Origin of the sequence: Enterobacter sp. CP102, from assembly GCF_025152625.1 — a bacterium.
In the GTDB taxonomy this organism is placed as follows: Bacteria; Pseudomonadota; Gammaproteobacteria; order Enterobacterales; family Enterobacteriaceae; genus Enterobacter; species Enterobacter soli.
The window spans coordinates 2,018,171-2,032,738 of sequence record NZ_CP104014.1 but is presented as its reverse complement, the minus strand read 5'-3'; the positions used below and the strand labels follow the sequence as shown (position 1 = coordinate 2,032,738).

Sequence of the window (14,568 nt, the reverse complement as noted above, 5' to 3'; positions counted from 1 at the left end):
TAACCTTACAGTTATCCTGTTGTCGCCTGTTCTGGTTTATCCGATAATAGGCGGCTTTTTTATTTCAGGCTGAATAATGACCGATTACTTACTGCTCTTTGTCGGAACTGTGCTGGTTAACAACTTCGTACTGGTGAAGTTCCTTGGCCTGTGCCCGTTTATGGGTGTGTCCAAAAAACTGGAAACAGCAATGGGCATGGGGCTGGCGACAACCTTCGTCATGACGCTGGCGTCTATTTGCGCCTGGTGGATTGATACCTGGATACTCATCCCGCTGGGTTTAACCTATCTGCGTACGCTGGCCTTTATCCTGGTTATCGCGGTTGTGGTGCAATTTACCGAAATGGTGGTGCGCAAAACCAGTCCGGCGCTTTATCGCCTGCTGGGCATCTTCCTGCCGCTGATTACCACCAACTGCGCCGTACTGGGCGTGGCACTACTGAACATCAACCTCGGGCATAATTTCATGCAATCGGCGCTGTACGGTTTCTCCGCCGCAGTCGGTTTCTCTCTGGTTATGGTGTTGTTTGCCTCTATTCGTGAGCGCCTGGTGGCAGCGGATATCCCTGCGCCGTTTCGCGGAAATGCGATTGCGCTGGTGACCGCAGGTTTAATGTCTCTGGCCTTTATGGGCTTTAGTGGTCTGGTGAAGTTGTAATGAATGCTATCTGGATTGCCATCGCATCTATCAGCGTGCTGGGATTAGTGTTTGGCATCATTCTGGGTTATGCCTCCCGCCGCTTCGCGGTTGAGGACGATCCGGTTGTTGAAAAAATTGATGAGCTTTTGCCGCAAAGCCAGTGTGGGCAGTGCGGCTATCCTGGCTGCCGCCCTTATGCAGAGGCGGTCGGTGTGCAGGGTGAGAAAATCAACCGTTGTGCGCCGGGTGGCGAAGCGGTAATGCTGAAAATCGCCGCGCTGCTTAACGTTGATCCGCAGCCTGCTGATGGCGATGCGGATGTGCAGGAGCCCGTTCGCGCACTGGCGGTTATCGACGAAGCAAACTGTATTGGCTGCACCAAATGTATTCAGGCGTGTCCTGTCGACGCCATTGTCGGCGCAACCCGCGCCATGCACACCGTTGTGGCGGATTTGTGCACCGGCTGTAACCTCTGCGTTGCGCCTTGCCCGACGCAATGTATTGAGTTACGCCCGGTCGAAACGACTACCGATAGCTGGAAGTGGGATCTTCAGACCATTCCGGTTCGCATCATTCCTGTGGAACAACATGCTTAAGTTATTTTCTGCTTTCAGAAAAGAGAAGATTTGGGACTTTGATGGCGGCATTCATCCGCCAGAAATGAAAACCCAGTCTAACGGCACCCCGCTGCGTCAAATTCCGCTGGCGACCCGCTACGTTATGCCGCTGAAACAGCATATTGGCGCTGAGGGTGAGCTGTGTGTGAAAGAAGGCGATATCGTCCTGCGCGGCCAGCCGCTGACCTTCGGTCGCGGACGTATGCTGCCCGTACACGCGCCGACGTCCGGTAAAGTGGTGTCGATTGCGCCGCATACCGTTGCGCACCCTTCTGCCCTCTCTGAACTTAGCGTCATTATCGAAGCTGACGGCGAAGACCGCTGGATCGATCGCGATGGCTGGAGCGACTACACCGCCCGCAGCCGCGACGCGCTCATTGAACGTATTCATCAGTTTGGCGTGGCCGGTCTTGGCGGCGCAGGCTTCCCGACGGGAAGCAAACTGCGTGGCGGCGGCGATAAAATCCAGACCTTAATTATCAATGCTGCGGAATGCGAGCCTTACATCACCGCGGATGACCGTCTGATGCAGGATTGCGCGGCACAGGTTGTGGAAGGTATTCGCATCCTCGCCCACATTCTGCAACCGCGCGAAGTGCTGATCGGCATTGAAGATAACAAACCGCAGGCGATTTCCATGTTGCGTGCGGTGCTGGCAGGCAGCCACGACATTGGCCTTCGCGTTATTCCAACTAAGTATCCTTCCGGCGGCGCGAAGCAGCTGACGCAGATTTTGACCGGCAAACAGGTTCCGCACGGCGGGCGCTCGTCCGACATCGGTGTACTGATGCAAAACGTGGGGACCGCCTATGCGGTGAAACGCGCAGTAATTGACGGCGAGCCGCTGACCGAACGTGTGGTCACCCTTACCGGCGAATCGGTTTCTCGGCCGGGTAACGTCTGGGCGCGTTTAGGCACACCGGTGCGTCACCTGCTGGAGCAGGCCGGTTTTTGTGCCGGTAGTGAACAGATGGTGATCATGGGCGGCCCGCTGATGGGCTTTACCCTGCCGTGGCTGGATGTTCCGGTCGTTAAAATTACTAACTGCCTGCTCGCCCCTTCTGCCACAGAGATGGGTGAAGAGCAGGAAGAGAAAGGCTGTATTCGCTGTAGCGCCTGTGCTGACGCCTGCCCGGCGGATCTTCTGCCGCAGCAGTTGTACTGGTACAGCAAAGGCCAGCAGCACGATAAAGCCACAGCACACAATCTTTCCGACTGCATCGAGTGCGGTGCCTGTGCCTGGGTCTGCCCGAGCAATATTCCGCTGGTGCAGTATTTCCGCCAGGAGAAGGCCGAAATTTACGCCATCTCGATGGAAGAGAAACGTGCGGCAGAAGCAAAAGCCCGCTTTGAAGCCCGTCAGGCGCGTCTTGAGCGTGAGAAAGCCGCGCGTCAGGAACGCCATAAACAAGCAGCCGTGCAGCCCGCAGAGAAAGATCAGGATGCGATTAACGCCGCTCTGGCGCGCGTTCGCGAGAAAAAAGCCTCGGCCGCTCAGCCCGTGGTGATCCCTGCAGGGGCGAAACCGGATAACAGTGAAGCGATTGCCGCGCGTGAAGCACGCAAGGCAGAAGCCCGCGCTCGTCAGGCGGAAAAAGCGCAAATCGCGCAGCCGGAAACAGCAACCGACCCGCGTAAATCGGCCGTCGAAGCGGCCATTGCCCGTGCTAAAGCGCGCAAAGCAGAACAGCAGGACGTTGTGGTAGCGCCAGAACTGCCCGTTGACCCGCGCAAAGCCGCTGTCGAAGCCGCTATTGCCAGGGCCAAAGCGCGCAAAGCAGAACAACATCTACAACAAGCAGAGCCTGAAGCCCCTGTTGATCCGCGTAAGGCAGCAGTAGAAGCCGCCATCGCCCGGGCCAAAGCCCGCAAAGCGGCGCAGCAGGAAGAGCAGCCTCAGGCCGCAAATGACGATCCACGCAAAGCCGCAGTCGCAGCCGCGATTGCGCGCGTTCAGGCAAAGAAAGCCGCGCAGCAAGCAGTTAACGAGGATTAAATGGTTTTCAGAATCGCAAGTTCCCCTTACACCCATAACCAGCGTCAGACATCGCGCATTATGATGCTGGTTTGCCTGGCGGCCCTGCCGGGTATCGCCGTGCAGTTTTGGTTTTTCGGCTGGGGAACCCTTTTCCAGTTAGTCCTGGGTTGTGCTACCGCTCTGGCGGCCGAAGCACTGGTTCTGACGTTACGTAAGATGGATGTTTCCCGCATCCTCGGCGACAACTCAGCACTTCTGACCGGCCTGCTGCTGGCCATCAGTATCCCGCCTTTCGCGCCGTGGTGGATGGTGGTACTGGGCACCGTGTTTGCCGTGATTATCGCAAAACAGCTTTACGGCGGCCTGGGGCATAACCCGTTTAACCCGGCGATGATCGGCTATGTGGTGTTGCTTATCTCTTTCCCGGTGCAGATGACCAGTTGGTTGCCACCGCATGATATTGCCGCAACCGTGCCAGGCTTTATGGATGCGCTCCACGTTATTTTCACCGGACACACGGCGCTGGGTGCGGATATGAATACACTGCGCATGGGTGTGGATGGCATCAGCCAGGCGACTCCGCTGGATACCTTTAAAACCTCACTTCACGCCGGGCACAGCGTTGAGCAGATCATGAAATCAGCCATCTACAGCGGCGTGCTCGCCGGTGCAGGCTGGCAGTGGGTGAATCTGGCTTATCTGCTGGGTGGCGTGTTACTGCTGTGGCAGAGGGCAATTCGCTGGCATATTCCGGTTAGTTTCCTGGTGACGCTCGCCGTCTGCTCCACCCTGGGCTGGGTGTTTTCTCCGGAATCCCTGGCCAGCCCGCAGATGCATCTGCTCTCGGGTGCGACCATGCTGGGCGCATTCTTTATTTTGACTGACCCGGTGACCGCATCGACCACCAACCGTGGACGTTTGATCTTCGGTGCCCTGGCGGGGCTACTGGTGTGGCTTATCCGCAGTTTTGGCGGTTATCCAGATGGCGTGGCGTTTGCTGTCCTGCTCGCCAACATCACCGTTCCGCTTATTGACTATTACACGCGTCCACGCGTGTACGGCCACCGCTAGGAGCCTGCTATGCTGAAAACGATGCAAAAACACGGCGTCACGCTGGCCATCTTCGCTGCGGTGCTGACCGGGCTGACGGCACTGGTGAATGCGCTGACCAAAACGACCATTGAAGAACAGGCGACGAAACAACAGAAGGCCCTGTTCGACCAGGTGATCCCGGCAGAATTCTACGATAATGACCTGCAAAAAAGCTGTTTTGTGGTTCAGGCAGCCCCGTTAGGGAAAGGCCAGCACCGGATTTTTATTGCCCGTAAAGGGGATAAAGCGGTGGGTGCCGTGATGGAAGCCACGGCGCCAGACGGTTACTCCGGGGCCATACAGCTGCTGGTCGGCACTGATTTTTCCGGTACGGTTCTGGGTACGCGTGTGACAGAGCACCACGAAACACCCGGTCTTGGTGACAAAATTGAGCTGCGCTTAAGCGAGTGGATTTTGCATTTCGCAGGCAAAGTGATCCATGGCGAAGATGATACCGCCTTTGCGGTAAAGAAAGATGGTGGTGAATTCGACCAGTTTACCGGCGCCACCATCACCCCGCGTGCGGTGGTCAACGCCGTAAAACGTGCCGGGCTGTATGCCGAAACGCTGCCCGCGCAGATCAACAATCTTCCGGCCTGTGAGGAGTAATCATGAGCCAGGTTAAAGAGGTTATTGTCCAGGGGCTGTGGAAGAACAACTCCGCACTGGTGCAACTACTGGGGATGTGTCCGCTGCTGGCGGTAACATCGACCGCGACCAACGCACTCGGGCTGGGCCTTGCGACAACGCTGGTGCTCACCCTGACGAACCTGTCCATCTCTGCACTTCGCCGCTGGACACCATCAGAAATCCGTATTCCGATTTACGTGATGATCATCGCCTCGGTGGTGAGTATCGTGCAGATGCTGATTAACGCCTACGCATTTGGTCTGTACCAGTCGCTCGGGATCTTCATTCCGCTTATCGTAACCAACTGTATTGTGGTTGGGCGTGCTGAAGCCTTTGCGGTGAAAAACAGCCCGGCGATGTCTGCGCTGGACGGTTTCTCCATCGGTATGGGCGCAACCTGCGCCATGTTTGTCCTCGGTTCCATCCGTGAAATTCTGGGGAACGGTACGCTGTTTGACGGTGCGGACGCCCTGCTGGGTGGCTGGGCCAAAGCATTGCGCATCGAAGTGTTCCACACGGACACACCGTTCCTGCTGGCCATGCTGCCGCCTGGCGCATTTATTGGCCTTGGAATGATGCTGGCGATAAAATATCTCATTGATGAGAAACGTAAACGCCGCGCCGCTGAGCGCAGCGTACAGGAAGGGATACCCGAGAAAGCCTCATGAACAAAGAGAAACGCATTGCGATCCTGACCCGGCTGCGGGATGAAAACCCGCATCCGACAACAGAGCTGAACTTTAACTCACCGTTCGAGCTGCTGATTGCCGTGCTGCTCTCTGCACAGGCCACGGACGTGAGCGTCAACAAAGCCACTGCACTGCTCTACCCGGTCGCCAATACGCCACAGGCGATGCTGGAGCTCGATGTAGAGGGTGTTAAGTCCTACATCAAGACCATTGGCTTGTTCAACAGCAAGGCCGAGAACGTCATTAAGACCTGCCGGATCCTGCTTGAACAACACGGTGGTGAGGTGCCGGAAGATCGCGCAGCGCTCGAGGCATTACCCGGTGTAGGCCGGAAAACCGCCAACGTTGTTCTTAACACGGCATTTGGCTGGCCAACGATCGCTGTCGATACCCATATCTTCCGCGTTTCAAACCGCACTAACTTCGCTCCCGGCAAAAATGTCGAGCAGGTTGAAGAGAAACTGCTCAAAGTGGTTCCCGCAGAATTTAAGGTTGATTGCCATCACTGGCTGATCCTGCACGGGCGTTATACCTGCATTGCGCGCAAGCCGCGCTGCGGCTCCTGTATCATTGAAGACCTCTGCGAATTTAAAGAAAAAGTGTATCCCTGAGTCCTTTTTCGCTTTCTGAGCTCATATCAAATGGTTATGAAAGGAAGGTCTCACTGTGAACCTTCCTTTCGACCACTTATTGTCCGCATTAGCCATCCTTAACCCTGTCGATTGTTCGGTTATTTAACACTCAAACAGGTTAATTGTTTTTTCATCACCAAAAATTTCTATACATCTGTGAGCGAGATCACTCTGATAACTCCATGTTGGATTTTTGTTGTGAAAAGCTGTGTAAACCCTTTGCCAGACAATATTTAACCGATCCTTTACCGCAGATAAGACCAGTCATTTTTCAGAATATGGGCTATATCACTGGCCATAAGGCCAAATAGCAGAACATATTGCCAAATACGGTCTTTTTAGGGTTTGCGGCAGTGAAAAAAACCAACAATCCTTAACCAATGAAATTTAACGCTGAATAACATTTGCATGACCCGAGTATTATACCGCTCCAGATATATGTAACAGATTATTACAAACGTATTGCCAGATGGGTCAGGATAGTGAACATTACCCGCCGTTTCCCCTCCCAATATAACTATAAGGCGGATGGACTACGGTCATCACGCTATGAACACCCCCGTTAATATGGGATGTAAAAAAAGAGGTATATGTGTCTACTGCAAACAATAAACCAACAGATGAGAGCGTAAGTCTTAACGCTTTCAAACAACCTAAAGCGTTCTATCTCATCTTCTCTATTGAGTTGTGGGAGCGTTTTGGTTACTACGGCCTGCAAGGGATCATGGCGGTTTACCTGGTTAAGCAACTGGGTATGTCCGAAGCAGATTCCATCACGCTGTTCTCTTCATTCAGTGCTCTGGTGTACGGTCTGGTCGCAATCGGCGGCTGGCTGGGTGATAAGGTTCTGGGTACCAAACGTGTCATCATGCTGGGTGCTATCGTTCTGGCAATCGGTTATGCGCTGGTTGCATGGTCCGGTCACGATGCGGCTGTGGTGTACATGGGTATGGCGACTATCGCAGTCGGTAACGGTCTGTTCAAAGCGAACCCGTCTTCCCTGCTTTCTACCTGCTACAGCAAAGATGACCCGCGTCTGGACGGTGCATTCACCATGTACTACATGTCCGTGAACATCGGTTCCTTCTTCTCTATGCTGGCAACGCCATGGCTGGCCGCGAAATTCGGCTGGAGCGTTGCGTTCTCCCTGTCTGTTGTCGGGATGCTGATCACCGTTGTTAACTTCGCCTTCTGCAAGAAGTGGGTTAAAAACTACGGTTCAAAACCAGACTTCGAACCTGTGCACATGGGCAAACTGCTGGCAACTATCGTGGGTGTGGTGATCCTCGCGGCAATCGCCACCTGGCTGCTGCACAACCAGGGCGTGGCACGTGCTGTGCTGGGCGTGGTTGCACTGGGTATCGTCTGCATCTTCGCGAAAGAAGCATTCGCCATGCAGGGCGCTGCTCGCCGTAAGATGATTGTTGCGTTCATCCTGATGCTGGAAGCAATTATCTTCTTCGTGCTGTACAGCCAGATGCCAACGTCTCTGAACTTCTTCGCTATCCGTAACGTTGAGCACTCTATTCTGGGTATCGCGTTCGAGCCGGAGCAGTATCAGGCCCTGAACCCGTTCTGGATCATGATTGGTAGCCCGATTCTGGCCGCTATCTATAACAAGATGGGTGACCGTCTGCCAATGCCGCACAAGTTCGCGATTGGTATGGTGCTGTGCTCTGGTGCGTTCCTGGTGCTGCCACTGGGTACCAAATTTGCGACCGACGCAGGTATCGTCTCCGTTAACTGGCTGATCCTGAGCTATGCTCTCCAGTCTATTGGTGAGCTGATGATCTCCGGTCTGGGTCTGGCGATGGTTGCTCAGCTGGTACCACAGCGTCTGATGGGCTTCATCATGGGTAGCTGGTTCCTGACCACTGCCGGTGCAGCGATTATCGCCGGTAAGATTGCTAACCTGATGGCTGTTCCAGAGAACGTAACCGACCCACTGGTTTCTCTGAACGTCTACGGTACGGTATTCATGCAGATTGGTGTGGCTACCGCAGTTATCGCCGTGCTGATGCTGCTGACTGCACCTAAACTGAATCGTATGACTCAGGACGACGACAAAACTGCTAAAGCGACCGAAACCGCGACAGCATAATGTCATCGGGGAACGACTGAACAGAAGCCGTTAACTTTGTGTTAGCGGCTTTTTTTTTATTCGTTCGCGCACTAACATAGCTGAAACCTCAGCAAAAAGGAGTTACCGATGAAACTGTTCTACAAACCGGGCGCCTGCTCTCTTGCTTCCCATATTACCTTGCGCGAGAGCGGCAAAGATTTCACGCTGGACGGCGTTGACCTGATGAAAAAACGCCTGGAAAACGGCGACGATTTCTTTGCTATTAACCCGAAGGGACAAGTTCCGGCACTGCTGCTGGATGACGGTACACTGCTGACGGAAGGCGTTGCGATTATGCAATTCCTGGCGGATAACGTCCCGGATCGCCAACTGCTGGCACCGACCGGCAGTATCTCGCGTTATAAGACTCTGGAGTGGCTGAACTATATCGCGACCGAGCTGCACAAAGGCTTTACGCCACTGTTCCGCCCGGACACGCCGGAAGAGTACAAACCTACCGTACGTGCCCTGCTGGAGAAAAAACTTCAGTACATTAACGAGTCGCTGAAAGACGATCAGTGGATTTGTGGCCAGCGTTTCACCATTGCAGATGCGTATCTGTTTACCGTTCTGCGCTGGGCGCGTGCAGTTAAGCTGAACCTGGAAGGGTTAGATCATATTGCATCGTATATGGAGCGAGTGGCGGCACGCCCTGCGGTTGCTGCGGCGCTGAAAGCGGAAGGCCTTAACTAATATCGCCCGGCGGCGCTGCGCTTGCACGGGCCTACGGGTATTGTAGGCCGGGTAAGCGCAGCGCCACCCGGCATAGTTTACAGCTGCGTTGCGCTGAAATAGTGCTCCGGCTTCGCAATACGATCCTGCGCCGCAACCACCTGCAACTCATACTCCTGCATATTTTTCGTTGCTGTCATGATTTCGTACACGGCGGCAGTTACATGCTCCAGCGCATCACGAAGCGTTGCGCCTTGTAACAATTTCACCAACAGCAGACCACTGGTCACATCGCCTACCCCAACCGGCTGACGCACGCCAAAATCGACCAGCGGACGGCTGATATGCCAGGCTTCGTCTTTCGTCACCAGCAGCATCTCAAAACGGTCAGGGCTCAGCCCTGCACGCGCAAGGTGCTTGACCAGTACAATCTCGGGCCCTTGCGCAATCAGCTCGCGAGAAGCGCTTACAGCCTCTTCTACACTGTTAACCGGATGCTTGCAGAGGATCTCCAGCTCAATCAGGTTGGGCGCAATGATGTCGCTCGCGGGCAGTGCGTGTCGCACGTGAAACTCAGCCACGCCAGGTGCCACGATGCAGCCCTTTTCCGGGTGCCCCATTACCGGGTCGCAGAAGAATTTTGCCGCCGGGTTCGCCGCCTTCACCTGACGCACGATGCCGAGAATATGTTCGCCCTGCTCTGCTGAGCCCAGATAACCGCTCAACACTGCGTCACAGCGTTTGAGCTGGTCGATATCAGCGATGCCCTGCACAATCTCCGTGAGATGCGAAGGCGGCATCACACAGCCGGTCCATTTCCCGTACTGGGTATGGTTAGAGAATTGAACGGTATTAAGCGGCCAGACATTGGCACCGAGGCGACGCATCGGGAATTCCGCTGCGCTGTTGCCAGCATGTCCAAATACAACGTGGGACTGAATGGCGAGGATATTCTTCATTTTTAGCTTACCACAACCCTGAAAAAACAAAGGGGCGTGGTTTCCCACGCCCCTGCATACTGTTGATTACTTCCAGCACACCAGACAGTAATTCTTTTTACCGCGACGCAACAGCGTGTAGCGGCCATACAGACGATCGCCGTCAACAAAGGTGTATTCAGGATCGGCCTGCTTTTCACCGTTGATGGTAATGGCGTTAGAGGCAATGGTCTTACGAGCCTGACCGCGGGACGGTTGCAGCTCAGAATCCACCAGCGCCTGCATCAGGTCTGCGCCTTTTTCCATCTCAACCATCGGCACGCCATCCTGCGCCAGCTGTTCGAAGTCCGCTTCGCTTAAATCGCTCAGCGTACCGTTGAACAGGCTTGCGGTAATGCGTTTTGCCGCAGCCAGACCTTCTTCACCGTGAACCAGTTTGGTCACTTCATCAGCCAGAACATACTGCGCACGAGGTGCTGTGCCGCTGTTTTTGTCTTCTTCTTCCAGCGCATTGATGGCTTCAATGTCCATAAAGGTGAAGAATTTCAGGAAGCGGTAGACGTCAGCATCTGCGGTGTTGATCCAGAACTGATAGAACTTGTACGGGCTGGTTTTCTTCGGATCGAGCCATACTGCGCCGCCCTCAGTTTTACCAAACTTGGTGCCGTCGGCTTTGGTGATCAGTGGAACCGTCAGGCCGAACACCTGGTTCTGATGCAGACGACGGGTCAGATCGATACCGGAGGTGATGTTACCCCACTGGTCTGAACCGCCAATTTGCAGGGCCACGCCGTGCAGTTTGTTCAGGCAGGCGAAGTCATAACCTTGCAGCAGGTTGTAAGAGAACTCGGTGAAAGAGATACCCTGATCGTCACGGTTCAGACGCTGCTTCACGGCTTCTTTGTTGATCATCTGGTTAACAGAGAAGTGTTTACCGATGTCACGCAGGAAGGTCAGCACGTTCATGCCGCCAAACCAGTCATAGTTGTTCGCGGCAATCGCAGCGTTTTCACCACAGTTGAAGTCGAGGAACGGCGCAACCTGTTTGCGGATCTTGTCCACCCACTCCTGCACGGTGTCTTCGGTGTTCAGTTTACGCTCAGCGGCTTTAAAGCTTGGGTCACCAATCAGACCGGTCGCGCCGCCAACCAGTGCAACAGGCTTATGGCCTGCCATCTGGAAGCGTTTCAGGCATAACAATGGAACAAGATGCCCCAAATGCAAGCTGTCAGCGGTGGGATCGAAGCCGCAATAGAGCGCGATCGGGCCTTGCGCCAGTCGCTCTGCTAACGCTTCCTCGTCCGTCACCTGGGCCACAAGGCCCCGCTCTTGCAATTGTTTAATCAAGTTACTGCTTGCCATCAAATTCTCCATGTATAAACGACTGCACCTTTGCCGGTGCACGACTTTTCGCCTGATGCGAAAGATACATAGAATAAAGCGCTGGCGCACGTAGCGCTAGCGCTTAAAACAACAAATTTCGGGGATTACGGCGCCAGTCTGTCGATTTTCCAGCCTTCATTCTCGCGCTGGTATAAAAAGCGGTCGTGCAGGCGATGTTCACCACCCTGCCAGAATTCCATCTGCTCGATTGGGATGCGGAAACCGCCCCAGAAGCTCGGCAACGGGACTTCACCCTGCTGAAACTTTTGTTTTAACTCGAGGAATTTACTTTCCAGTACACCGCGGGCAGAGATTCGGCTGGACTGTTTAGAGACCCAGGCACCAATCTGGCTGTCGCGCGGGCGGCTGTGGAAATATTTCAGCACTTCCAGGGTGGAAAGGCGCTCGGCTTTACCGGTGACCATGACCTGACGTTCCAGCATATGCCACGGGAACAGCAGGCTCACACGCGGGTTGTTTTCAATCTGATGCGCTTTACGGCTGCCCAGGTTGGTATAAAACACCAGCCCTTTCTCATCGTAATGCTTCAGCAGCACAATACGCTGGTACGGCTGACCGGTCTCATCAACCGTGGCAACAACCATTGCGGTCGGGTCGGCAAGCTTTGCTTCACAGGCCTGTTTCAGCCAGCGTTCAAAAAGCACCAGGGGTTCGGCGGGAAGATCCTGGCGACGCAGGCCGCCTTTGGTGTATTCACGGCGCAGATGCGCAATTTGCTGCAATTCGTCGTTATCTGACATGGCGTTAGCTGAAATTGACAATAGGTGGCGCTATTGTGCGCCGCCCCTGTAAAAATCTCAACGCTTCGGATTTTGTAGCTGGCAATTGTTCAGCACAATGCGGTCACGTTTGTAGACCGTTGCTTCATCGCCTTTAGACCAGAAAACATAAATGCCATCGGTATAACGCGCACCTGACGCAGACATGCCCTGCTTCAGATTCAGCAGTTTGTTGTCGTACACAAAGCTGGCTTCCTGACGAGGGTTGTTGATCTTCACGGTCAGCGGTTTTTCGTCGCAACGATACTCGAGGGTATCGGTCTGCATACGTTCAACGAGCTGGTTATAGACGCTGCACCCTGACAGCAGTAAAGGCACGGCAATAAGAAGAAGTTTTTTCATGGGCGTATTCCGAAGACTATCCTGGTCCTGGAGGGCACTGCTGCCCCCCTGTTTTCTTTCCATTTTAACGGCTACACGCAGTGCTGAATTTCAGTTAACTCTGATTATGACGTGGATTTGCCGGGAAAATCGCACCCAGCACGCTTGCTTCACGCGCACCGGTTACCGACGGGAGATTCCCAGGCAATCCGGCGATGGTGCGCCAGGCAAGCCAGGCAAAGGCCAGCGCTTCCATATCATCGCCGCTGATCCCGGCATCGTCCGTCGTCGTGACCTCGGTGCCCGGCAGTAACCCGGCCAGACGCGCCATCACCAGCGGGTTGCGGCTGCCACCGCCACACACCAGCAGGCGTTCGCATCCACCGCTGAGGAGAACCTGTTCGGAAATCGAGGTAGCCGTGAGTTCCGCAAGCGTTGCCTGTACATCTTTAGGGGAAAGTGCGGGGAACGGCATAAGCTGACGTTCAAGCCAGCCATAGTTGAAATACTCGCGCCCGGTGCTTTTTGGCGCAGGCGCCGCAAAATACGGGTCGCTCAGCATGGACTGTAAAAGAGGGATGATCACTTTTCCTTCACAGGCCCACTGGGCGTCTTTGTCATAAGGTTTTCCGTACTGACGCCAGATCCAGGCATCCATCAGCATATTGCCCGGCCCGGTATCGTAGCCACGTACGGGCTGGCCCGGGATAAGCATTGACAGGTTGGCGATGCCGCCGATGTTGAGCACCATCCGGCGTTCTGTTGGGTGCGCCAGCAAAGCCTGGTGAAACGCAGGAACCAGCGGTGCGCCCTGCCCACCCAGCGCGATATCCCGACGGCGAAAATCACCCACGACGGTCACGCCGGTTTTGGCGACAATCTGGTTGTTATCGCCTATCTGCATCGTGTGCGGCGCGTCGCCGGTCGGCTCATGCCAGACCGTTTGCCCGTGACAGCCGATCGCCACCACATCCTGCGGTTGCAGCTTCTCTTTTTGCATCAACGCCAGTATCGCATCGCCGAAAAGCGCGCCCAGGCGCACATCAAGCTGACCAAGCTGTGACAGCGTCAGCTGCTGGCCCTGACAGATACTCAGGATAGATTCCTTAAGCGAAACAGGGATCGGCCATGTCAGGCTCGCCTGCTGTGCTACCATGTTTTCATCTATGGCAGCCAGAACAACATCGACACCATCAAGACTGGTACCTGACATCACACCAATATAGCGACCCGATTTCATGCGCTTTCCTTACGTTTCGTGGGCGAGTTACCCACACTCCACCATAAACGGCGTCGCTTTGCTATGCAGAGATAATATTTTTTAACAATGTCAGACACGTAACCAGAGGGCTTCTTGTTTATGCCTCGTTAAGCCAAATTCAAGTACAATTTTCCTATTGTTAGTGCAAAGATATGAACTATGGCCTCTTATGCCATATAATTTAGCCATAACGGATGCCCTGACTGGGCGTTTTTGGTGAACAGGAGATTCAAATGATTTTACGTGTACTGGGCGTTTCGCTGATTGGATTGACGCTGGCGGGTTGTGTGAATAACGATTCCCTTTCCGGTGACGTTTATAGCGCGTCTGAAGCTAAACAAGTTCAGAACGTGACTTACGGTACTATCGTTAATGCACGTCCTGTACAAATTCAGGGCGGCGATGACAACAACGTTGTAGGCGCAATCGGCGGTGCCGTATTGGGTGGCTTCCTGGGTAACACCGTAGGTGGCGGTACGGGTCGTTCTCTGGCGACTGCCGCAGGTGCCGTAGCCGGTGGTGTTGCAGGTCAGGGCGTTCAGGGCGCAATGAACAAAACTCAGGGTGTTGAACTGGAAATCCGTAAGGACGACGGTAATACCATTATGGTTGTGCAAAAACAGGGTAGCACTAAGTTTGCAGCTGGTCAGCGTGTTGTTCTGGCCAGCAACGGTAGCCAGGTTACCGTTTCCCCGCGTTAATACCAAAGAGGATGCGGCCAACTGGCTGCATCCTTTTACAATATTCATCATTTAAATATATACATTTACAAAATACCTTTCCCGCTATTTAG

Annotated in this window: 15 protein-coding genes; 10 read left to right on the top strand and 5 right to left on the bottom strand. The window is 54.3% G+C overall.

Annotated features, from left to right (window positions below; genetic code table 11):
* Positions 1-76 precede the first annotated feature (76 nt).
* From rsxA to gstA, 9 genes are all read left to right on the top strand, one after another.
* Positions 77-658: an electron transport complex subunit RsxA gene (rsxA, locus tag N1249_RS09575; protein WP_217188805.1), complete on the top strand. Its 582-nt coding sequence runs from the start codon at positions 77-79 to the stop codon at positions 656-658.
* Positions 658-1,236 (top strand): electron transport complex subunit RsxB, encoded by a 579-nt coding sequence (gene rsxB, locus N1249_RS09570; RefSeq protein ID WP_259837169.1) that lies wholly within the window; start codon positions 658-660, stop codon positions 1,234-1,236. Before rsxA ends, rsxB begins: the two co-directional genes overlap by 1 nt.
* The gene (gene rsxC, locus N1249_RS09565; RefSeq protein WP_259837166.1) at positions 1,229-3,253 is read left to right on the top strand and encodes an electron transport complex subunit RsxC; all 2,025 of its coding nucleotides are present in this window, start codon (positions 1,229-1,231) and stop codon (positions 3,251-3,253) included. Before rsxB ends, rsxC begins: the two co-directional genes overlap by 8 nt.
* A complete protein-coding gene (rsxD, locus tag N1249_RS09560) occupies positions 3,254-4,306 on the top strand; it encodes an electron transport complex subunit RsxD (RefSeq protein WP_259837164.1) in 1,053 nt (350 codons plus the stop codon).
* A 9-nt stretch (positions 4,307-4,315) separates the two neighbouring features.
* A complete protein-coding gene (rsxG, locus tag N1249_RS09555) occupies positions 4,316-4,936 on the top strand; it encodes an electron transport complex subunit RsxG (protein WP_259837163.1) in 621 nt (206 codons plus the stop codon).
* 2 nt (positions 4,937-4,938) lie between these two features.
* Positions 4,939-5,625, top strand: a complete 687-nt coding sequence (locus N1249_RS09550; RefSeq protein WP_166716823.1) for an electron transport complex subunit E — start codon at positions 4,939-4,941, stop codon at positions 5,623-5,625.
* Positions 5,622-6,257, top strand: a complete 636-nt coding sequence (nth, locus tag N1249_RS09545) for an endonuclease III (protein ID WP_259837155.1) — start codon at positions 5,622-5,624, stop codon at positions 6,255-6,257. Before N1249_RS09550 ends, nth begins: the two co-directional genes overlap by 4 nt.
* Positions 6,258-6,870: 613 nt before the next feature.
* Complete coding sequence (dtpA, locus tag N1249_RS09540; RefSeq protein WP_259837153.1) at positions 6,871-8,379, top strand: dipeptide/tripeptide permease DtpA; 1,509 nt, start codon at positions 6,871-6,873, stop codon at positions 8,377-8,379.
* 108 nt (positions 8,380-8,487) lie between these two features.
* Complete coding sequence (gene gstA, locus N1249_RS09535) at positions 8,488-9,093, top strand: glutathione transferase GstA (RefSeq protein ID WP_166716825.1); 606 nt, start codon at positions 8,488-8,490, stop codon at positions 9,091-9,093.
* Between the two features lie 77 nt (positions 9,094-9,170).
* On the opposite strand, the gene pdxY is transcribed toward gstA, so the two are convergent.
* The 5 genes from pdxY to anmK form a co-directional block, all read right to left on the bottom strand.
* Complete coding sequence (pdxY, locus tag N1249_RS09530; RefSeq protein WP_259837146.1) at positions 9,171-10,031, bottom strand: pyridoxal kinase PdxY; 861 nt, start codon at positions 10,029-10,031, stop codon at positions 9,171-9,173.
* A gap of 66 nt (positions 10,032-10,097) precedes the next feature.
* The gene (gene tyrS, locus N1249_RS09525) at positions 10,098-11,372 is read right to left on the bottom strand and encodes a tyrosine--tRNA ligase (protein WP_014069981.1); all 1,275 of its coding nucleotides are present in this window, start codon (positions 11,370-11,372) and stop codon (positions 10,098-10,100) included.
* A gap of 125 nt (positions 11,373-11,497) precedes the next feature.
* On the bottom strand, positions 11,498-12,154 hold the full coding sequence (gene pdxH, locus N1249_RS09520) for a pyridoxamine 5'-phosphate oxidase (RefSeq protein WP_259837143.1): 657 nt from the start codon (positions 12,152-12,154) through the stop codon (positions 11,498-11,500).
* A gap of 57 nt (positions 12,155-12,211) precedes the next feature.
* Positions 12,212-12,535: a C-type lysozyme inhibitor gene (gene mliC / locus N1249_RS09515; RefSeq protein ID WP_259837135.1), complete on the bottom strand. Its 324-nt coding sequence runs from the start codon at positions 12,533-12,535 to the stop codon at positions 12,212-12,214.
* Positions 12,536-12,629: 94 nt separating this feature from the next.
* Entirely contained in the window at positions 12,630-13,754 is a 1,125-nt protein-coding gene (anmK, locus tag N1249_RS09510) for an anhydro-N-acetylmuramic acid kinase (RefSeq protein ID WP_259837133.1), read from the bottom strand.
* A 254-nt stretch (positions 13,755-14,008) separates the two neighbouring features.
* On the opposite strand from anmK, the gene slyB reads away from it, so the two are divergent.
* A complete protein-coding gene (slyB, locus tag N1249_RS09505) occupies positions 14,009-14,476 on the top strand; it encodes an outer membrane lipoprotein SlyB (RefSeq protein ID WP_259837130.1) in 468 nt (155 codons plus the stop codon).
* The last annotated feature ends 92 nt before the right edge of the window (positions 14,477-14,568 follow it).